The 19,150-nt window shown below is 63.6% G+C and carries 18 protein-coding genes; 9 read left to right on the top strand and 9 right to left on the bottom strand.

The features are described 5' to 3' along the window. Window positions 1–22: 22 nt before the first annotated feature. On the top strand, window positions 23–796 hold the full coding sequence (locus GGR17_RS01690) for an EcsC family protein (protein ID WP_054538348.1): 774 nt from the start codon (window positions 23–25) through the stop codon (window positions 794–796). Between the two features lie 4 nt (window positions 797–800). On the opposite strand, the gene ptsP is transcribed toward GGR17_RS01690, so the two are convergent. The 5 genes from ptsP to GGR17_RS01665 form a co-directional block, all read right to left on the bottom strand. Next, complete coding sequence (gene ptsP / locus GGR17_RS01685; protein ID WP_054540337.1) at window positions 801–3,053, bottom strand: phosphoenolpyruvate--protein phosphotransferase; 2,253 nt, start codon at window positions 3,051–3,053, stop codon at window positions 801–803. Between the two features lie 13 nt (window positions 3,054–3,066). Beyond that, window positions 3,067–4,305, bottom strand: coding sequence for an aspartate kinase (locus GGR17_RS01680; RefSeq protein WP_037204349.1), 1,239 nt, complete (start codon window positions 4,303–4,305; stop codon window positions 3,067–3,069). 87 nt (window positions 4,306–4,392) lie between these two features. After that, window positions 4,393–5,058 carry an SDR family NAD(P)-dependent oxidoreductase gene (locus tag GGR17_RS01675; RefSeq protein ID WP_235974423.1) on the bottom strand — a complete coding sequence of 222 codons (666 nt, stop codon included), beginning with the start codon at window positions 5,056–5,058 and terminating at the stop codon, window positions 4,393–4,395. 7 nt (window positions 5,059–5,065) lie between these two features. Further along, window positions 5,066–5,503, bottom strand: coding sequence for a DUF1178 family protein (locus GGR17_RS01670; RefSeq protein WP_054538350.1), 438 nt, complete (start codon window positions 5,501–5,503; stop codon window positions 5,066–5,068). Between the two features lie 71 nt (window positions 5,504–5,574). Continuing rightward, the gene (locus tag GGR17_RS01665) at window positions 5,575–6,045 is read right to left on the bottom strand and encodes an NUDIX hydrolase (protein WP_144244512.1); all 471 of its coding nucleotides are present in this window, start codon (window positions 6,043–6,045) and stop codon (window positions 5,575–5,577) included. A gap of 195 nt (window positions 6,046–6,240) precedes the next feature. Here GGR17_RS01665 and GGR17_RS01660 point away from each other — a divergent pair, with 195 nt between their 5' ends. The 3 genes from GGR17_RS01660 to thpR are packed head-to-tail and all read left to right on the top strand — an operon-like array spanning window position 6,241 to window position 8,416. Further along, window positions 6,241–6,762 (top strand): glutathione peroxidase, encoded by a 522-nt coding sequence (locus tag GGR17_RS01660; RefSeq protein ID WP_054540338.1) that lies wholly within the window; start codon window positions 6,241–6,243, stop codon window positions 6,760–6,762. After that, window positions 6,759–7,880 (top strand): acetoin utilization protein AcuC, encoded by a 1,122-nt coding sequence (locus GGR17_RS01655; protein WP_054540339.1) that lies wholly within the window; start codon window positions 6,759–6,761, stop codon window positions 7,878–7,880. Before GGR17_RS01660 ends, GGR17_RS01655 begins: the two co-directional genes overlap by 4 nt. Beyond that, entirely contained in the window at window positions 7,877–8,416 is a 540-nt protein-coding gene (thpR, locus tag GGR17_RS01650) for an RNA 2',3'-cyclic phosphodiesterase (RefSeq protein ID WP_054538351.1), read from the top strand. The genes GGR17_RS01655 and thpR overlap by 4 nt, the downstream gene beginning before the upstream one ends. A 14-nt stretch (window positions 8,417–8,430) precedes the next feature. Here the strand turns inward: thpR and GGR17_RS01645 are convergent, their stop codons facing one another. After that, window positions 8,431–9,708, bottom strand: a complete 1,278-nt coding sequence (locus GGR17_RS01645) for a 3-deoxy-D-manno-octulosonic acid transferase (RefSeq protein ID WP_054538352.1) — start codon at window positions 9,706–9,708, stop codon at window positions 8,431–8,433. A gap of 186 nt (window positions 9,709–9,894) precedes the next feature. Here GGR17_RS01645 and GGR17_RS01640 point away from each other — a divergent pair, with 186 nt between their 5' ends. After that, the gene (locus tag GGR17_RS01640; protein WP_054538353.1) at window positions 9,895–10,938 is read left to right on the top strand and encodes a cytochrome-c peroxidase; all 1,044 of its coding nucleotides are present in this window, start codon (window positions 9,895–9,897) and stop codon (window positions 10,936–10,938) included. A 142-nt stretch (window positions 10,939–11,080) separates the two neighbouring features. On the opposite strand, the gene GGR17_RS01635 is transcribed toward GGR17_RS01640, so the two are convergent. Together GGR17_RS01635 and GGR17_RS01630 are read right to left on the bottom strand one after the other, a co-directional pair. Beyond that, window positions 11,081–13,645 (bottom strand): HWE histidine kinase domain-containing protein, encoded by a 2,565-nt coding sequence (locus GGR17_RS01635; RefSeq protein WP_054538354.1) that lies wholly within the window; start codon window positions 13,643–13,645, stop codon window positions 11,081–11,083. Next, entirely contained in the window at window positions 13,638–14,198 is a 561-nt protein-coding gene (locus GGR17_RS01630; RefSeq protein ID WP_054538355.1) for a heme oxygenase-like domain-containing protein, read from the bottom strand. The genes GGR17_RS01635 and GGR17_RS01630 overlap by 8 nt, the downstream gene beginning before the upstream one ends. A gap of 216 nt (window positions 14,199–14,414) precedes the next feature. Here GGR17_RS01630 and GGR17_RS01625 point away from each other — a divergent pair, with 216 nt between their 5' ends. From GGR17_RS01625 to GGR17_RS01610, 4 genes are all read left to right on the top strand, one after another. After that, window positions 14,415–16,043, top strand: a complete 1,629-nt coding sequence (locus GGR17_RS01625; protein ID WP_054538356.1) for an FAD/NAD(P)-binding protein — start codon at window positions 14,415–14,417, stop codon at window positions 16,041–16,043. Between the two features lie 208 nt (window positions 16,044–16,251). Continuing rightward, entirely contained in the window at window positions 16,252–16,947 is a 696-nt protein-coding gene (locus GGR17_RS01620) for a hypothetical protein (RefSeq protein WP_054538357.1), read from the top strand. After that, a complete protein-coding gene (locus GGR17_RS01615) occupies window positions 16,944–17,528 on the top strand; it encodes a cytochrome c oxidase subunit 3 (RefSeq protein ID WP_207642696.1) in 585 nt (194 codons plus the stop codon). The genes GGR17_RS01620 and GGR17_RS01615 overlap by 4 nt, the downstream gene beginning before the upstream one ends. Before the next feature lie 2 nt (window positions 17,529–17,530). After that, the gene (locus tag GGR17_RS01610; RefSeq protein WP_207642697.1) at window positions 17,531–17,818 is read left to right on the top strand and encodes a cytochrome C oxidase subunit IV family protein; all 288 of its coding nucleotides are present in this window, start codon (window positions 17,531–17,533) and stop codon (window positions 17,816–17,818) included. Window positions 17,819–17,915: 97 nt separating this feature from the next. On the opposite strand, the gene GGR17_RS01605 is transcribed toward GGR17_RS01610, so the two are convergent. Then, entirely contained in the window at window positions 17,916–19,145 is a 1,230-nt protein-coding gene (locus GGR17_RS01605; RefSeq protein WP_157445519.1) for a cytochrome P450, read from the bottom strand. Between the last annotated feature and the right edge of the window lie 5 nt (window positions 19,146–19,150).

Raw genomic sequence — 19,150 nt, 5'->3', positions numbered from 1 at the left:
GGGAAACCATGCTGGAGGCCCGATGACTGCGACGATGCTGAGTGTTGTTCCGACCGATCATGATGCCGCGCTTGATGCGCTGGCGCTTCGCTATCGTGCGGCGGGCGGGGTGGGCATGCAGGTGCTCAGCCTTGTGGGGGGCAGGGCCGAGAACCTGCTGGAGCGGCTTCCCGACCGGGTCAAGCTGCGGCTGGAGAGCGCGACGGAGCGCGCGCTTTATGTGGCGCTGGATGCGGCGGGGCGGTCTCGCGGCGGCAGGATTCCCGATGGCGGCAAGTGGCTGACCACCGCGGCGACCACGGCGATGGGCGCGGCGGGCGGCTTTGGCGGGCTGCCCTCGGCGCTGGCCGAACTTCCGGTGACGACGACGGTACTGCTGCGCGCCATTCACGGCATCGCCGAGGCGCATGGTTTCGATCCGGTGCAGGATCAGGTGCGGGCCGACTGCATTCAGGTCTTTGCCACGGCGGGGCCTCTGGCGCATGACAATGGCGCCGATCTGGGCTTTCTGGCGGCCCGTGTCACCCTGACCGGCCCGGCGATGCACGGGGTGATCGCGCGGGTGGCGCCACGGCTGGCCACGGCCCTGGGCCAGAAGCTGGCGGCGCAGACCGTGCCGGTGATCGGCGCGGTGGCGGGGGCGGCGACGAATTTCGCCTTTACCAGCTACTATCAGGAAATGGCCCATGTGCAGTTCGGGCTGAAACGGCTGAGCCTGGAAAGCGGCGTTGCCGAGGGCCTGCTGGTCGAGCAACTGCGCGCCCGGATGGCCGCGTCGCGCCGTCTGCGCCGGTAGGGGGCTAGACGGCCCAATTCTGGCTGCGCATCCAGTCCATGATCGCGGGGCGCACCGATTGATCGCCGCGTTCGCGCGCGGTTTCGATGATCGCCCGCGCCTCGCGCAGATCGCTTTTGCGCAGCAGGTGTTTCACCGGCCCGACCGAGGCCGGGCGCATCGACAGGGTGCGCATCCCGATCGCCGCAAAGCACAGCGCCTCGATCGGGCGGCCGGCATCCTCGCCGCAGAAGGACAGGTGGGTGCCGGTATCGCCGCAGCGCTTCACGATCTGCTCCAGGAAGGTCAGGAAGCTGACGTTCAGCGTGTCATAGCGGCGGCGCACACGCTCGTTTTCGCGGTCGGCGGCGAAGAAGAACTGTTTCAGGTCATTGCCGCCGATCGATATGAAATCGGTCAGCTCGAAGAACTGGCGCGGCGCATAGGCCAGGCTGGGCGTTTCCAGCATCGCCCCGATCTCGACCTTTTCGGGCAGGGGGCGGCCCAGCTTTTCCTCGCGGTCCAGTTCGCGCATCAGGTGATCGCGGGCGGCGGTGAATTCCTCGAACTGGGCGACGAAGGGGAACATCACCGTCAGCGGGCGGCCGTTCGCCGCCCGGATCAGCGCCTGAAGCTGCATCCGCATCACCCCGACCTTGTCCAGCCCGACGCGGATCGCGCGCCAGCCGAGGGCAGGGTTCGGTTCGTCTTCGCGCTTCATGTAGGGCAGCACCTTGTCGGATCCGATGTCGAGCGTCCGGAAGGCCACACGGCGCCCGCCCGACGCATCCAGAACCCGCGCGTAAAGCGCGGCCAGTTCGGCCCGGCGCGGCACCTTGTTGCGGACCAGAAACTGCAGCTCGGTGCGGAACAGCCCGACCCCTTCGGCGCCCGATCCTTCGAGTGACGGCAGATCGGCCATCAGGCCGGCATTCATGTGCAGCGAAATGCGCGTGCCGCACCGCGTTTCGGCGGGCTTGTCGCGGATCGAGCTGTAGCGTTCCTGCGCCTTGGCCTGCATCGCGATCTTGTCGTTGAAGGCGGCGGCCACGGTATCTTCGGGGCGCAGATGCACCACGCCCTGTTCGCCGTCCACCAGAATGGCATCGCCGTTCAGCGCCTCGGTGGTGATCCGTTCGGCATTGATGACCAGCGGGATTGCCAGCGCCCGGGCGACGATGGCCGCATGGCTGCCGACAGAGCCCTCTTCAAGCACGATCCCCTTGAGGCTCCGGCCATAGGCCAACAGCTCGCCCGGGCCGATGTTTCGGGCGATCAGGATCGGATCGGGCGGCATTTCGGCGCCGGTGTCCTGGCCCTGTCCGGTCAGGATACGCAGAAGGCGGTTCGACAGATCGTCAAGATCGTGCAGCCGTTCGCGCAGATAGGCATCGGGGACGGTCTGCAGCCGGGCGCGGGCGGTGGATTGTTCTTTCTCGACGGCGGCTTCGGCAGACAGGCCGCGGGCGATATCCTCTTCCATCCGGCGCAGCCAGCCGCGGGAATTGGCGAACATGCGATAGGCTTCCAGCACATCCTTCTGCTCGCCGTCGATCGTGTCGGCGCTGCTGAGCATGTCGTTCACCGATACCCGCAGCGCGTCCACCGCGGCACGCAGACGGGCCTGCTCGGACACGGGATCATCGGCGATCGGGTTGGTCACCACCACGCGCGGTTCGTGCAGCCAGACATGGCCCGCGGCCACGCCTTCCTGGCCGACACCGCCGCGGAACATGGCCGTGCGCTGATGCAGCGGCGACAGGGCCGCGCCCTCGCCGATGAAGGCGCCAAGCTCTGTCATTTCGGCCAGCACCATGGCGACCACTTCCAGCGCGTAAACCTCGTCGCCGGAAAATTCGCGGGCCTCCTTGGATTGCACGACCAGCACGCCCAGCCGTTCGCCCAGCCGCTGGATCGGCACCCCCAGGAACGAGGAATAAACCTCTTCCCCGGTTTCCGGCATGTAACGAAACCCCTTTGCGGCGGGGGCGTTGCCGGTGTTGATGGGCTGCGCGCTTTGCGCGACGCGGCCGACCAGGCCCTCGCCCACCCGCATCCGGGTCTTGTGGACGGCGGCGGCTTTCAGCCCCTCGGTGGCGCACAGCTCCAGCGTCTCGGCATCGCGGAACAGGTAGATCGAGCACACTTCGGTGCGCATGGAATCAGCGATGATATGGGTGATCCGGTCGAGCCGTTCCTGCCCCTTGCCGGGCTCGGCAAGAGTATCACGCAAACGCCGGAGCAGTTTGCGGCTTTCGCTTTCGGTCCGATCGGGCATCTGCCCCCGCTGTTCAGGCTGCTTTGTCCAGTCCGAACGCATCATGGAGGGCTTGCACGGCAAGTTCCATATATTTCCGGTCGATCAACACCGAAATCTTGATCTCGGAGGTTGTGATGACCTTGATGTTGATCCCCTCGGAGGAGAGTGCCTTGAACATCTGGCTGGCAACGCCCGCATGGCTGCGCATGCCGATCCCCACGACCGACACCTTGGCGACATCGGTGTCGGCGACCAGATCGTGAAAGTTGATCTCGCCCTTTTCCTTTGCGTCCTGCATCGCCTTTTCGGCGCGCGCGACCTGATTGACCGGGCAGGAAAAGGTCATGTCGGTGCGGCCTTCCTCGCTGATATTCTGCACGATCATGTCCACATTCACGCCCGCGTCGGACAGCGGGCCGAAGATGGCGGCGGCGATGCCAGGGCGGTCGGCGACCGAGATCAGGGTCATTTTGGCCTCGTCGCGCACATAGGCGACACCGGAGACGACGTTCTTTTCCATGATATCCTCCTCGTCACAGACGAGCGTGCCGGAGTTTTCGGTGTTTTCCTCGAAGCTGGACAGCACCCGCAGCCGCACCTTATAGCGCATCGCCAGTTCGACGGAACGGGTTTGCAGCACCTTCGCGCCCAGGCTGGCGAGTTCCAGCATTTCCTCGAAGGCGATCTTGTCGAGCTTGCGGGCCTTGTCCTCGATGCGCGGGTCGGTGGTATAGACGCCGTCCACGTCGGTGTAGATGTCACAGCGTTCGGCCCCGAAGGCGGCGGCAAAGGCCACGGCGGTGGTGTCGGAGCCGCCCCGGCCCAGCGTGGTGATCCGGCCCTCGGGGCTGATGCCCTGAAAGCCCGCGACCACGGCCACGCGCATGCCTTCGGCGAATTTGGCGTCGATATTGGCGCGCGGGATTTCCTCGATCCGGGCGGCGGAATGGGCGCTGGTGGTTTTCAGCGGCACCTGCCAGCCCTGCCAGCTGCGCGCCGGCACGTCCATTTCCTGAAGCGTCAGCGCCATCAACCCGGCGGTCACATTCTCGCCCGAACTGACCACGGCGTCATATTCACGCGCGTCGAACATGGGCGAGGTCTGCTCGACCCAGCCGACCAGCTCGTTGGTTTTGCCCGACATGGCCGACACGATGACGATCACGTCATAGCCGCGCTCGACCTCGCGGCGCACTTTTCCCGCCGCATTCCTGATGCGGTCAAGATCGGCCACCGAGGTGCCGCCGAATTTCATCACAAGAAGCGGCATCCGCGCCCCTCCGCCCGTTCAATTGCGCCGCTTCCTAGGTCAAGGGCGGGGGAAGGGCAAGTGGCAGTTGGTTTCGCCACAGCCCCGTCAGTAGGCGTGGGGGTGGCCATCCCAGGTTTCGAAACAGCCCGTGGTTTCCAGGCGCAGCGCCGCGAACCGGGCGCGCAGCCCCGCGCTCGCCTGTTCGGCGGTGATCTCGGCGCTTTCGCCGCCCATTTCGGTTTTCACCCAGCCGGGATGATAGATGCCCACCGCGATGCCCAGAGGCTTGAGGTCGGTGGCCAGGTTCCGGCCCAGGTTCAGCGCCGCCGCCTTGGAACTGCGATAGATATACGAGCGGCCCGGCGCGCGGGTGTGCGATGCCATCTGGGATGAGATGATCGCGATTTTCGGCGCGGCAGACAGTTGCAGGTTGGGCAGCAGGCTTTGCACCGTGAGGAACACGCCGGTCACGTTGGTCGCGAACATCTGCGCCCACATCTCCGGGGGGTAGCCGCCGGCGAGGTTTTCGCCGCCATCAAGGTAAAGGCCGGCGTTGCAGACCAGCAGGTCGATCGGGTGCGCCGCCAGCGTATGGGCCAGCGCCGCCTGCGAGGCCGGTTCGGCAACGTCGAGCGTTTCCCAGCGCACGCCCGGCACCTGCGGCGCGGCGCTGCCGCGGTGGGTGCCGATGGGGCTGTCACCGTCGGCGGCATAACCGCGGACGAGTTGCAGGCCGATGCCGCGATTCGCGCCGGTGACAAGGGCGGTCAGCGGCATCTCAGTTCGCCTTGCGGCCGGGCAGGAAGGGCAGGGGGGCCACCGGCACCCCGTCGTCGATCAGCTTGCGGGCCTCTTCGAGCCTGGCCTCGCCATAGATCGACCGTGCGGGGGCGTCGCCCTGATGCATGCGCCGCGCCTCTTTCACGAAATCACCACCGACGTAGTCAGAGGTTTCCTCGATCTTGCGCCGAATCTCTGCCAGGGCCTGTTCGGCGGGGCTGGCCGGTGCGCTGAGCGGGCGTTTGCGATCGGGCTGATCGGGTTCGGCCACGCTCGCGCCGATCCTGGGCGCCATCAGCTCCTTGCGAACGCCGCCGCCGCCACACACCGCGCAGGATACCATGCCACCCGTCTGAAGCTTTTCGAAAGCCTCAGCCGACTGGAACCAGCTTTCGAACTGGTGACCATCCTTGCAAGACAGGGCATAGCGGATCATGTGCGCTCCACAAATCGGGTATCTGACCAAGAAATAGGCAAAACCTCGGGGAAATCAATGCCCAAGCCGGATCACCAGCGCAGGCGATGGGGGTCGAACCCGGCGATGATCTGCGCCAGTTCGGCCTCGTTCACCCGTGCGGCGGCTTTCTTGAGCGAGTGCCATTTGCGCTTGCGCTGGCCTTTTTCGGGATAGTTCGCGGCCAGCCGCTTTACCCGCAGCGGGAACACGGCGACAACGCAGGGAAGGGCGGCTTCGTTCGGCATGATCTTGTCGTAGGAATAGACGCCCAACACCAGGTCGTGGGTGCGCCCTTCGGCGCCTGCCTCTTCCCACGCTTCCTGCGCGGCGGCCTTTGCCGGGCTTACCCCTTCCATCGGCCAGCCCTTGGGGATGATCCAGCGCCCGGTATCGCGGCTGGTGATCAGCAGCACCTGGGGCTTGTCCTTGACGATGCGGTAACACAGGGCGGCGAACTGTGTGCGTATGTCACGCTTCGCCGCTTGCCCGATCGAGATCGGCAGATGTGTCGTTTTCTGCACCGTCAATGTCTGCTCATCCCATGTTCGCGCTCTGTCTTGTCGCGACTTTATGTCCAATGTTCATAGTCGAAAATCACTTTTGGCAATAGCTGCGCGCACTGTTATCAGTAAAAATGTCCTGCTGCCCGCGCTTGACCTGCCTGCCTGAAGGGTTAACTGCCCATGCGGCGGATGATGCACGACAGAGGCCTTCCGATGCGAATTTTGCTTGCGCTGCTCCTTTTGCTTACCTTGGGTCATCCCGCCGCCGCGCGCAACGGGTTCGTCTTTGCATCCATCGATGGCGGCGAGATTGCGCTGGATGATTTCACCGGGCGCCCGGTTCTGGTGGTCAACAGCGCCTCGCTTTGTGGGTTCACGCCCCAGTATGAGGGGCTGCAGGCGCTGTACGACAGCTATCGAGACCGCGGGCTGGTGGTGCTGGCCGTGCCGTCGAACGATTTCCGGCAGGAGCTGGGAAGCGCCGAAGAGGTGAAGGATTTTTGCGCCACCACCTTTGATCTGGATCTGCCGATGACCGAGATCACTCATGTGCGCGGAGATCGGGCACATCCGTTCTATCAATGGGTGGCGGAAACCACGGGCTTTGTGCCAAGCTGGAATTTCAACAAGGTGCTGATCGGCACCGATGGCACGGTGGTAGAGGCATGGGGATCGCTGACCAGGCCGCAGGCGCGCGCGATCACCCGCGCGATCGAGGCGCAACTGGCGCCGTGACCGCCGAACCGCCGCGTTTCATAGGATCGGAGATATACCGCAAATCCAGCTTCGGGCCCTGGCATCCGCTGCGGATCCCGCGGGTTTCCACGGTGATTGATCTGACCCGCGCGATGGGATGGCTGCCGCCGGCGCGCTATGTCGCCAGCCCGCGCGCCAAGCCCGCGGCGCTGGGCATCTGGCATGACCCTGCCTATCTGGCGGCGCTGCAGCGGGCCGAGGCCGAGCAGGTGGTGAGTGACGAAACGCGGGCACGGTATCATATCGGCACCCATTCCAACCCGGTCTACCCCGAGATGTACCGGCGCCCCGCGACGGGGGCCGGCGGATCGCTTCTGGCGGGCGAGTTGCTGGCGGACGGCGGCGTGATCTATCACCCGGCGGGCGGCACCCATCACGGGATGCCGGACCGGGCCAACGGGTTCTGCTTTCTCAACGATCCGGTGCTGGCGATCCTGTCGCTCCGGCGGGCGGGGGCGCGGCGGGTGGCCTATGTGGATATCGACGCGCATCACCCCGACGGGGTCGAGCTGGCCTTCGCCGGCGATCCCGAAACGCTGCTGATTTCGGTGCATGAGGAGAAACGCTGGCCCTTTACCGGCGCACTTGGCGATGACGGGGGCGGCAATGTCTTCAACCTGCCGGTGCCGCGCGGGTTGAACGACAGTGAAATGGCCGCGGTTCTGGATGCGCTGATCCTGCCGCGCGTGGCGGCGTTCCGGGCTGATGCCATCGTGCTGCAATGCGGGGCCGACGCGGTGGAGGAAGACCCGCTGTCGCGTCTGTCGCTGTCGAACAACGCGCATTGGGCGGTGGTGGCGGCGCTGCGGCCCTTGTCGCCGCGCTATCTGGTGCTGGGCGGGGGCGGGTACAACCCGTGGTCGGTCGGGCGGCTGTGGGCCGGGGTCTGGGCGACGCTGGCGGGGCATGACATCCCCGACCGCCTGCCGAAGCCGGCCGAGGCAGTGCTGCGCTCCCTGAGCTGGGAGGGAAACAGGCGCGGCCGCGACGTGCCCGAACACCTGTTCACCACCCTGCGCGACGCGCCCCGCGCCGGTGCGGTGGGGGCGGAACTGCGGGCGCGGCTGGCGGTTCTGGGGCGGCGGGCCGCGCCGTGATCCGCGCCTTTGTCGCCCTGTCTCTGCCGGAGCCGGTGCTGGACGCTCTTGCCACGCTTCAACAGGGCATGCCCGCGCCCCGTGTGGTGCCGGTGGAAAACCTGCACCTGACACTGGCTTTTCTGGGCGAGGTTGACGAGACCGCGCTGGAAGAGGCGCATCACGCATTTCAGCATATCGCGGCGCCGGGGTTCGACCTGCGGCTTTCGGGGCTGGGAATGTTCGGGGGCGCCAGGCCGCGCGCCCTCTATGCCGGGGTGGTGGAAAGTGCGCCGTTGCGGCATCTGCAGGGCAAGGTTGAAACGGCGGCCCGAAACGCCGGTATCGCGATCGACGCGCGGCGGTTCGTGCCCCATGTCACGCTGGCGCGCCTCAATGCGGCCCGGCTCGACAAGCCCCGGATGGCGCATTTCATGGCCGGCCGCATGGGCTTTTCCTCGCACGCGATGACGGTAACGGATTTCCGGCTGTTACGCTCGCATCTGGGCCCGAGCGGCGCCAGCTATGAAGAGCTTGCACGCTATCCGTTGCAATAGCGCGGCCGCGGGGATCAGCTGCTCTGGCCGGGCGCCTGCAGGGCCACGCCCCTGGTCAGATCCGCGATCTTGTCCGCGATGGCGGTGAGCCCGGCGTCGCCCTGCAGCCCGGCAATCACCCTGTTCGCGCGCGCCGCCATTTCCGCCCGGTCTGCCGCACTCAGCGACAACAGTGCGTGGGCCAGCTCGGCCGATCCGGTGATCCGGATCGACGCGCCGTTTTCCTGCAACGCCGCGTAGACTTCGGCGAAATTGTCCAGATGCGGCCCGTGCAGCAGGGCGCTGCCATGGGCGGCGGGCTCAAGCGGGGTATGCCCCCCCCGCGTGACCAGAGAGCCGCCGACGAAGGTTGTCGCGGCCAGTTCGTACCACAGTGGCATCTCGCCCAGCGTATCGGCAAGATAGACCTGCGTCTGCGCATCCGGTTCCTCGCCCAGAGAACGCGTGGCGAAGCGCATGTCGTGGCCGGCCAGCAGCGCGCGAATTTCGGCGCTGCGCCGCGGGTGGCGCGGGGCGAGGATCAGCTTCAGGCCGGGCTGTTGTGCCTGCGCCTCTTTGAACCCGCGGATCAGAAGCGTTTCCTCTCCCTCGTGGGTAGAGGCGGCCAGCATGGTCTTGTCGCGGCTGAACACGCCCGACAGCCGGGTTTTCTCGGCCTTGTCAAACGCGCCTTTCCGCCCCTGAAGCTTCAGGTTCTGGGCCTCGCCGATCTGCGCGTCAGACAGGCCGAGTGTCACGAAACGCGCCTCTGATGCCGCGTCCTGCGCCGACAGAAAGCTGATGGTTCCCATCACCCGCCGCGCCAACCCCGGTAGCCGGCGCCAGAACGCGGCGCTTTTCTCCGACATCCGCGCCGACACGATCACCACCGGGCGTGACAGTTCGTTCATCGTCACCATCCGGTTCGGCCACAGCTCGCTTTCCACAAGGATCAGCGCATCGGGCTGCCAGTTGGCGATGAACCGGCGCAGGGTCAGCCGGTAATCCAGCGGCGCCAGCCGGGCGGAAACCCGGCCCAGCCCCCAGCGTTCGACCAGGGCACGGCCACTGTCGGAATTGCAGGTGACGACCAGTGAAAGGCGCGGATCGCGGGCCAGAAGCGTGTCGATCAGCGGCCGGGCCGCGGTCAGCTCGCCGTTCGAGGCGGCGTGCAGCCAGAAAACAGCCCCTGCGCGTGCACCCCCGCCATCGCCGCCGAGCCGCTGCTGCACGGCGCCCTCGGGCGCACCGCGCCACAGCTTCAGGGCGAAATAGGGGGCGGCGAGGCAAAGAAGAAGGCGATAGACAAACACGCGGCACGCTCTTGCGAAGGGTGGCCTAGGCTTACGCGGGGGGCGAGACGCAGGCAAGGGGCGGGTGACGCGCGATAAGTTAGAATGTTTCTAATAAAAATGATCTGGAGCAAGGCCGCCCCCTGAGGCGCAGGCATCCTGTGGCTGGACGCGCGAGAAATTCGAACACGAACGATAGGTGATCCTATGAAACGTCTTCTTGCGTCCTTCCTTGTGACAACCGCGATGACGGGCGCCGCTGCGGCCGACGATTTGCGCGACGCGGCGCTCGATTTTTTTCAGCCGCTACCCTCTACCGTGCCGCAAATCGCGGACAACCGGGTCACGCCCGAAAAGATCGCGCTGGGCAAATCGCTGTTCTTCGATCCGCGGCTGTCGGCCTCGGGCGTGTTCAGCTGTTATTCCTGCCACAACCTGGCCACCGGCGGGGATGACAATCAAGAAACCTCGATCGGCCATGGCTGGCAGAAGGGGCCGCGCAATTCGCCGACCGTTCTGAACGCGGTGCTGAACGAGGCACAGTTCTGGGACGGCCGCGCCAACGACCTGAAGGCGCAGGCCAAGGGGCCGATCCAGGCCGGGGTCGAGATGGCGAACACGCCGGAAAACGTGGTGCTCACGCTGAATTCGATGACCGACTACGTGGCCTGGTTCAACGCTGCCTTCCCTGATGACGCCGAGCCGGTCTCGTTCGACAACATGGCCCGTGCGATCGAGGCGTTCGAGGCGACGCTGATCACCCCCGCGCCGTTCGACGCCTTCCTGAACGGCGATGACATGGCGCTGACCGAGATGGAGCGCGCGGGGCTGGAACTGTTCATGGACAAGGGCTGCATCGCCTGCCACAGCGGCGTGAATGTGGGTGGTGAGGGCTATCACCCGTTCGGCCTGATCGAGAAGCCCGGCGCCGATATCCTGCCGGTGGGCGATAAGGGCCGGTTCGCGGTGACCGACACCGCGGATGACGAATACGTGTTCCGGGCCGCACCTTTGCGCAACGTGGCCGTGACCGCGCCCTATTTCCATTCGGGCAAGGTGTGGGATCTGAAGGTCGCGGTGCAGATCATGGCCGAGTCGCAGCTGGGCGAGGAACTGGCCGACGAAGAGGCCGATCAGCTGGTGGCGTTCCTGGACACGCTGACCGGCACGGTGCCCGAGGTCACGGTACCTGTGCTGCCGACCGAAACCGCAGCCACGCCGCGCCCGACGGCCGAAGTGATCATCGAATAGCGCGGCCCGAAGCGACCCGTGGGAAAGGCCGGCCAGTGCGCCGGCCTTTTTCGCGGCGGACCGGCGCCGGGATCGTCAGGTGCGCGATCTTGTTGGAATAGGGAAGGTGGGACGACGGAGGAAGCGTGTCTCTTCAGGGCGGCTATCCCAGTTCCTCGGCGATAGCGCGTCGGACATGTTCCATCGTGTATGGCTTCCTGACCACGACTTTCTGTGGAAAGTCGGAAACCGCATTGCCGCTGCCGCCATACCCCGTGGCCAGAATGGCCGGAATACCCCGCGCGGCACACTCCTTTGCCGCCTTCAGAGACAGCTCGCTGCCCAGATTCACGTCCAAGAGCGCGAATGCGATATCTTTCGTCTCGAGAACCCGCAGCGCGTCGGCCACATTGCTGACCGCGTTCACATCACTTGCGCCCAGATCGCGCAGCATGTCCGAGGCATCCATCGAGATGATCATATTATCCTCGACCAACAGCACAGCGCCATGAAGGGTCACATCGGCCGGAGGCGTGTTCTCGGCTACAGCGATCTCGGCAGCCGACGGCGCCGCGAGCTTTGCGACATGGGACGCCGGCAGAACGAAATCCGCCTCCAGCCCGGTGATCTTGTACCGCGCTTGCGCGCTGCCTTTCAGCTCGAACGGGATGGAGCGCTCGATGATCGTGGTGCCGAAGCCCTTGCGCTTGGGGGGCTGGACAGGAGGGCCGTCAACTTCGCGCCAGGAGATGGAGCAGGCCCCATCCCGGTTGAGCGTGATGTCCAGATGCACCACCCCCGAACCGTCGCTGAGCGCGCCATATTTGGCGGAGTTCGTCACAAGCTCGTGGACGACAAGCGCCATCGTCGTGAAGGCGGCGGGCGAAAGAGAGATCTCATCCCCGCCGATGATAACGCGTTCGGCTTTGTGCGACAGGAACGCCTCGGTTTCGGTGCGGATCAATGACGTGAGCGACACCCAGCCCCACTCTTTCTGGGTCAGTTGATCATGCGCGCGGGCGAGCGAATGGATGCGGTGGTCAAGCACGCTGCTGTATTCCTCGATCGTCAGGGCATCGCCCTGTCCCTGCGAGATCAGGCCCCGGATCAGATTGAGGATGTTGCGGACCCGGTGGTTCAGCTCCGCGATCAGCAATTCTTGCTGCTCTTCCGCGCGTTTGCGGCTTGCGTTGGCCTCGTCGGCGAGTTTCAGGACGACTTCCAGAAGCGTGACACGCAGGGCGTCGGCGGCCCGCAGCTCGTTCACCTTCCAGGGGGCCGACTTGCCGCGCACGACTTCCTGCCAGGCCTCAAAGCTTTTTCGCGGTGTCAGCCGCACCCCGTTGGGCCCGGGCTCGACGGGCTTCTGGGGGTTGCCCGCCCAGTTCACGGACTGGGCGATCTCGCGTCGGAAAAGAACCAGGTAATCGCGAGGCGTGCGCGAGATCGGCAGGGCGAGAAGCCCGCAAGCACGATCAGCGAAGCCATTCGCCTTGTCATAGCGCGAGCTAATGCAGTCGAGCGCGTACACTTCCGAGCTTTGGGCGGTGTTCAGAAAACGCGCCAACCCCAGGAATTCTTCCTCTGTCGGAGTCGCACCCTTCGCGCGGAAGACCCCGTTTGAGAATATGACGATGCCGTCAAACGGGATCACCGCCGAAATCTCCGTGGCAACGGAGTCGAAGATGTCGACCAGGGTGACGCCCGCCGAGATCTGCGGCATGAGCCTGTCGTGAAGCGCACGTGCGCTGTCCACATCGGCCAGTTCGCGGTTTGTCTCGAGTTGGGCGAGTTCGTAGTTGAACAACTGCGCGAACAGCTCGACCGCGCTGCGGCGCTCATAGTCGATATGGAACGGTGTTGGGTTGTGGCAGGCAAACAGCCCCCACAGCTTGCCCCTGCGCAGGATGGATACCGACATGGACGACCCGACCCCCATGTTTCGAAGATATTCCAGATGGATCGGGGAAACCGCGCGCGTTGTGGCGAGTGACAAGTCGAGGGGTGCGCCTGCCGGGCTTTTTTCAGGAATGATCGGAAAGGTCTCGCCATCTGCATCCGGGATGATGCGCAACAGGCTGCGTTTGTAAAGCTCACGGGCCTGTTTCGGAATATCGCTCGCCGGATACCGAAGGCCAAGATAAGGTTCGTCCGCGCCGTACAGAGCCTCGGCGATCACGGTGCCCGTTCCGTCTTCCTCGAAGCGATAGACCATGACCCGCGACATGCCGATCAGGGCCTGCAAGGCGCGCGCCGCTTCTTGCGAAGCCTTTTCTACCGTATCATGGCGTTGCACACGGGCGATCAATGCCTGAACCAGGCCTGAGTCGTCGCGCTGGTTTTCGGCGTGGTGCCGCTCTTCGAATTCGAACACCAGATAGCGACCGGCCCGGTGGATCGATATGTCGAACAGACGACCGTCGCCGTTGAGATCATAGCGGAACACCCGCGCCACGCCGGTCTGATGCGCAAGGGTCTGAATCCGTGTCCGGAGATGATGCACGGTCTCTTGGTTGAAAAAGTCGATGAACCGCTTGCCGATCAGGTCCTCGGCGTCGCATCCCAGCAGGTCGGTACAATTGGTTGACGCATGCGCGATCATCCAGTCCGACGAAACGGCAAGCAGGCAGCCAAAGCCCTGAACGCGCCCCGGAATGTGGATCGGTTCGCGATCGCAGTTCGACAGATCGACCGTCTCCATCTGGCTGTCGGTTTTTGGGTCAGACATGTTGTGGCGTTTCCTGATGGGCCTTTTCGGCGGATGTCATGAAGAGGGCGAATATGTCTGCCGCGTCTCGCACGACATTGTCGGCGTAGGGCGTATCCGCAGCAAGCGTCAGCGCGTGTTCGCAGAAACTGCGCCAGGCGTCGAGATGACGTGGCGCGTTCATATACGCCGTGCCCGAGCCGGAGCGGGCGGTCGCGGATGCTTGCCACCGTCGCTTCAGAACCTCGGCGCCCAAGCGCGAACCACCGATGACATAGTCCACGGCGAGCGGCTGGATATTCCTGTTCAAGGGCCGGTCCAGGACCATCGGGCGCACCCCGAGAGTGGCAAGATCCAGGCGCGCGCGTTGCAAGAGGTCGCCAATAGCAGTCGCTGAGGCGGAGCTGAGATGCGTCATCGGTATGTTCTTCAAAGCTGCTTCGTGCATAAGCAGGAACGCTTTCAGACCGCCGTTTTCGCCAAGATCGAACCGCGAAACCAGCCCATCAAGGCCGTCATGGGCGGACTTCAGATCACGCAGCAACCTTTGCCGCAGATTTTCGGGGGATTTCAAAGGCGTGGTTCCTTAAATCACATGCGACTCGGATGTCGGATGTGCAGGCCGAGTCATAAAAAATGGGAGAGTTGACCGCAGCCATTCCCTTCGCGGAAAGAGAATGGATCACCAACAGGTGAACCACAAGCCCCCCAGGCATGTTTCCGGCGCGGACTTGCGCAGCGGCATGGAACACGCGACAAAACCCGCGACGCTTTGCGAGGGAGGGGCACGATGACAGGGACGACGCGCCGGATCGCGATCATCGGGTTCGGCCCCCGCGGCCTTGGCGCACTCGAAGCCCTTGTGCGATACGCCAGGCGTTCGTGTGCGTCATTCTCGGTCGATATATTCGATCCTGAGGCGTGGCCGGCAGCCGGCCCGAATTTCAGCCCTGACGAGCCGGAGGTTTGCCTTCTCAACCTGCCGCTCCGCATCATTGATCTCCCACCGCCCACCGGACAAGGGATCGCTGATTTCAGCAAATGGGCGGGCGCTGAGGGTGAAGAGCCCGAGGCTTATCTGCCCCGTGCCCGCCTGGGCGCCTATCTCAATACGCGTTTCTCCACCCTGTTGGCCTCTTTGCCGGCCGGTGTGACTGTCTCTCTTGATCAACGTCGGATCGACGCCGCGACGCGCAAGGACGGAGCGTGGCGGCTGGAGAGTGAAACTGCGTATTTCGGACCCTATGACGATGTGTTGTTGTCGCTCGGCCAGCCGCAAACCCGCCGCGATGAGCAAATGGCGTCATGGGAGACCCACGCCGGGAAACATCGCCTCGACATATTGCCGGCCTATCCTGGTAGGGCCGTGGTCGAGGCGGCGTCCGGTTGGCAGGGGAAGGTTGTCGCTATCCGCGGACTTGGCCTTTCGGCGATTGATGTTGTGCGCATGCTGACCATCGGCCTTGGTGGACAGTTTCAAGACGGATCTTATGTGCCCAGCGGGCGAGAGCCCGGAACCATCGCGCCCTTTTCGCTTGACGGACACGCCCCCGCGCCCAAACCCCAGACCGCCGCCATTGATGCCCGGTTCGAACCGTCGAAGGGCGAATGTGAAGCCTTCCGGGCCGCTCTGGTCGCGGCGCTGTCGAGCGATGCAGACGAACCCCTGACGGTTTTGACAGACGCCCTGATCGCACCGGCCCGGCGGATCCTCACAGAGACGAGGGCCTTCAGGCGGGCCGACGAGGTCGAGAACTGGCTCGCTGCCGAACGGAAGGAGCCTGGCAGTCAGGAGACCCGCGCCACCGTCGAGGCAATCAAGGGCAACATCGCTGAAGCGGAAGGCCGCGTGGCCCCGTCGCCCGGATATGTGATCGGGCAGCTCTGGCGCAAATGGCAGCCGCTGTTGCGAGAGATCTTCGATAGGGTACAGGCCGCGGCCGAAACGGCGGAGGCGATCGTCAAGTTCGACGAGGGGCTCAAACGCTACTCCTATGGCGCGCCTGTCGATACGCTTTACCAGATGCTTGCGTTGATCGATGTGGGGCTGGTTTACCCCTGCGCCACGGCCGATCCCGATATTACCCTGTTACCGCAGGGGTGGCGCCTACAGTCGGGGGGCCGGTCGGTGGTTGCGCAGGTGATGGTGGACAGCGTGCTGCCACCTCCCGTTCTCGAAATGGTCTCGGAACCGCTTCTCACCGGACTGCGGGAACGGAACATGCTGTCGCCCTTGAAGGGTGGCCTCGGAGTGCGCTGTGCACCCGATGGGGCGGTGATCCGACAAGATGGCGAACGGGTGCCGGGCCTTTGGCTTGCCGGCAGGCTGGCGAGCGGTAGCACCATTGCGAATGACTCGATCCACGACTGCTTTGCAGAGACCGTGGAGCGATGGTCTCAAGCGGTGTTCAAGGCCTGACGGATCATTGCCGTCGGGGGGCAACGCCGGGCAGGGGCGCGGCCCCGGAAGCGCGTTCTTCTGGTGCGGATGCTGCGAAACACGCGCAAGCAGATGCTTTCGTTCTAAAACCCCTGCTGTGCTTTCCGACCTGTCGCACGAAAGGTTCGCCGCGACCAGAGTATGACCACAATCCCGAACAACGCATAAAAACTCGGGAGAATCACAGATGAACAAATCGATCGCGGCGAGTGCATGGTCCGGCATGATCGCCATGATGTTTATGTTTGGCGCTATTATCTCCTGGCAGATTTTTCCGCCGCCCTCTCCTTCGTTGCCCATGGCCGAATGGGCCGCGCACTTTACTGAAAACCGCACCGGGGTTTTTGTGGGCTCGGTGTTGATGTGTATCGGGTCGAGTTTGTTCTTCCCGTTCTTTGGCGGATTTTATGGGTGCCTGAAAGTGGCCGAGGGCAAGCATACGCCGTTGACCTACGGCATGATGATGATTGTGCCGTTTGGTTTCCTGCCCTTGTTTCTGGTTATGATCTGCTTTGTGACCGCGGCCTATCGCCCCGAGATGAGCACCGAAATGACCGCTGCTCTGGCCGATGCGGGAATGTTCCTGCTGGTTATTCCGGGCTTTATTGGCCTGGCACAGTGGGTGGTGACGGGCATTATTATTTTGCGCGATGTGAACCCGCAGCCCATTTTTCCGCGCTGGCTTGGCTATGCGAACATCTGGGTGGGTATCTTGGCGGCGCCCGGCTCTTTCATTCCCTTCTTCAAAACAGGTCCCTTCGCCTGGAATGGCGTGTTCGCTTTCTGGGTTCCGGTATTCACCTTCGGCATGCTGCTTACCGCCGTGCTTTGGGCCATGTTGCGCGCGGCCAAGCACCCTGCCATGCAGCAGGATCAGTCGTGATCGCCGTGCCGATCAAGCAGCCGGCTGAGCGGCCCGCGAAACATATCCCCGGAGAAGAAGGCATTTGGGTGCTGATCTTCGGGGATATGGTCGTGTTCGCGATCTTCTTTGTGACCTTCCTGGTGTACAAAGCCGGCAATCCGGCCGCCTATGAAGCGGATCAGGCGCTTCTGAATCCCCATCTGGGATTGCTGAATACGTTGCTGTTGCTGACCAGCTCGTTGTTCATGGCGCAAGCGGTGCGCCTTGCGCGGCTGGGCGCGAAAGAAGCACCGGCCATGATCACCGCCACGATTGTGCTGGGGCTCGGGTTCGTGGTGGTCAAGGCTTTTGAATGGGGCGAGAAAATTCGAGCGGGGCTCACCCTTACGCACAGTGAGTTTTTTACCTACTACTACATGTTCACCGGAATTCATCTGATGCATGTATTGATTGGTCTGGGGGTGTTGCTGTGGTTGCGTTCAAGTTGCAAGCCGTCTGAACAATACCCTGTCGCCACCTTTGAGGGGTGCGGTGTGTTTTGGCACCTTGTCGATTTGCTTTGGGTGGTTCTTTTTGCGCTGCTCTACCTGATGAAATGACCATGCTGATAGCTCTGTTCAAAAATCGACTGACGGCCATTTGGGCGTTTCTGGTGCTGGCGACACTCATCTCGGTGGAAAGTGTGGGTTTCGGCGCGAACAGTCAGCGATTGGCAACGGCGTTGATTACCCTGATTGCCTTCGTCAAAGTACGCTTTATCGGGCTGGAATTCATGGAGCTGCGCCATGCGCCATTGTGGTTGCGCCTTGCCTTTGAGGGCTGGACGCTGGTGGTGTGCGTGGCGTTGGTTGTCTTGAATTACGTGGTGGCGAGTAACAGCGCGCCATAGGATGCGTGATCTCATGCGCCGCCGCGTCTGTCGCTGACAAGATATGCCAGCAAGCCCGCCGCAAAAGCGGCGGGCTGAGGGACAAGATAGTGCTCGATCACTCCGGCTTGCGAATGATCGCCTTCAGGCTGTCGATGCCGACCACGAAATTCGAGAAGCGGCGCTCGGGCTCGCCGGTGGTCTCGATGACCCATCCGCGCTTCAGGATCTCTTCCCACAGCACGCGAAGCTGAAGCTCGGCCATCCGGTTGCCAAGGCAACGGTGGATGCCGAACCCGAACGACACATGCTGGCGCGGGTTCTTGCGGTCGATCTTGAACGTATAGGGGTCTTCGATCACCTCGGGGTCCCGGTTGCCCGAGCAATACCACATGATGACCTTGTCGCCCTTCTTGATCTGCTGGCCGTGAAACTCGATATCTTCCAGCGCTGTGCGGCGCATATGCGCCACCGGGGTCACCCAGCGGATGATTTCCGGCACCATGCTTTCGACCAGCTCGGGGTTCTCGCGCAGCTTCTTGTATTCCTCGGGGAACTTGTTCAGCGCGTCCAGACCGCCGGAAATCGAGTTGCGGGTGGTGTCGTTGCCACCAACCATCAGCAGCACCAGCATGCCCACGAATTGCTGCGGCTCCATGTTCGCGGTTTCCTGCGAATGGGCCAGCATCGAGATCAGGTCGTTCTGCGGCGGCATGCCGGTGCGCTCGGCGAACAGTTCCTTGAACTTGATGATCATCGGCTTGAGCTTTTCAAGCTTGACGTATTCGTCGGTGATCTCGGTGCCGGCGTCGACATCGGTGTTCACGATATCCGACCAGGTGGTCAGATCCATGCGTTCCTCGACCGGGAAGTCCATCAGCTCGCACAGAACACGGCCGGTCACTTCGACCGAAACACGCTCCACCCAGTCGATCTCTTCGTTCAGCGGCAGATCATCGAGCACCAGCGTAACGATATCGCGGACTTTCTGCTCCATGTCGTTGAGGTTGGAGGGCGACACGATCGGGTTCACCACCTTGCGCTGCTGGTCATGCTCCGGCTGATCGGCGGTCATGAAGCTTTTGCGGATGGTGTCTTTCGGCTGTTCCTTGATCCAGATGCCGCCATAAGCCGCATCCGAGGAAAACACCTTCGGGTTTGCTTCGACCTCGATGATGTCCTTGTACTTCGAGATCGACCAGAAGGGCCCGTATTGGGTGGTCTCGTGGAAATAGACCGGGGCTTCGGCACGCAGGCGGTCGAAGACCTCGAAGTGTTCACCGCTTTGAAAACGGGTTTGGACCGACGGGTCCAGATCGCTCAGCGGGATATCCTTGATGCTTGTCATGGCTT

This window comes from Actibacterium naphthalenivorans (assembly GCF_014196965.1).
Classification (GTDB): Bacteria; Pseudomonadota; Alphaproteobacteria; order Rhodobacterales; family Rhodobacteraceae; genus Actibacterium_A; species Actibacterium_A naphthalenivorans.
Note: the sequence above shows the minus strand (reverse complement) of the source record. Positions and strands in the feature narration are given on the sequence as shown.

Bases quoted from the DNA above. Each gene is read 5' to 3' on its own strand.
- GGR17_RS01635 (WP_054538354.1), bottom strand. From the start codon at position 13,645: ATGTCTGACCCAAAAACCGACAGCCAGATGGAGACGGTCGATCTGTCG.
- GGR17_RS01640 (WP_054538353.1), top strand. From the start codon at position 9,895: ATGAAACGTCTTCTTGCGTCCTTCCTTGTGACAACCGCGATGACGGGC.
- GGR17_RS01620 (WP_054538357.1), top strand. From the start codon at position 16,252: ATGAACAAATCGATCGCGGCGAGTGCATGGTCCGGCATGATCGCCATG.
- GGR17_RS01625 (WP_054538356.1), top strand. From the start codon at position 14,415: ATGACAGGGACGACGCGCCGGATCGCGATCATCGGGTTCGGCCCCCGC.
- GGR17_RS01610 (WP_207642697.1), top strand. From the start codon at position 17,531: ATGCTGATAGCTCTGTTCAAAAATCGACTGACGGCCATTTGGGCGTTT.
- GGR17_RS01670 (WP_054538350.1), bottom strand. From the start codon at position 5,503: ATGATCCGCTATGCCCTGTCTTGCAAGGATGGTCACCAGTTCGAAAGC.
- GGR17_RS01605 (WP_157445519.1), bottom strand. From the start codon at position 19,145: ATGACAAGCATCAAGGATATCCCGCTGAGCGATCTGGACCCGTCGGTC.
- GGR17_RS01680 (WP_037204349.1), bottom strand. From the start codon at position 4,305: ATGCCGCTTCTTGTGATGAAATTCGGCGGCACCTCGGTGGCCGATCTT.
- GGR17_RS01690 (WP_054538348.1), top strand. From the start codon at position 23: ATGACTGCGACGATGCTGAGTGTTGTTCCGACCGATCATGATGCCGCG.
- GGR17_RS01660 (WP_054540338.1), top strand. From the start codon at position 6,241: ATGCGAATTTTGCTTGCGCTGCTCCTTTTGCTTACCTTGGGTCATCCC.
- ptsP (WP_054540337.1), bottom strand. From the start codon at position 3,053: ATGCCCGATCGGACCGAAAGCGAAAGCCGCAAACTGCTCCGGCGTTTG.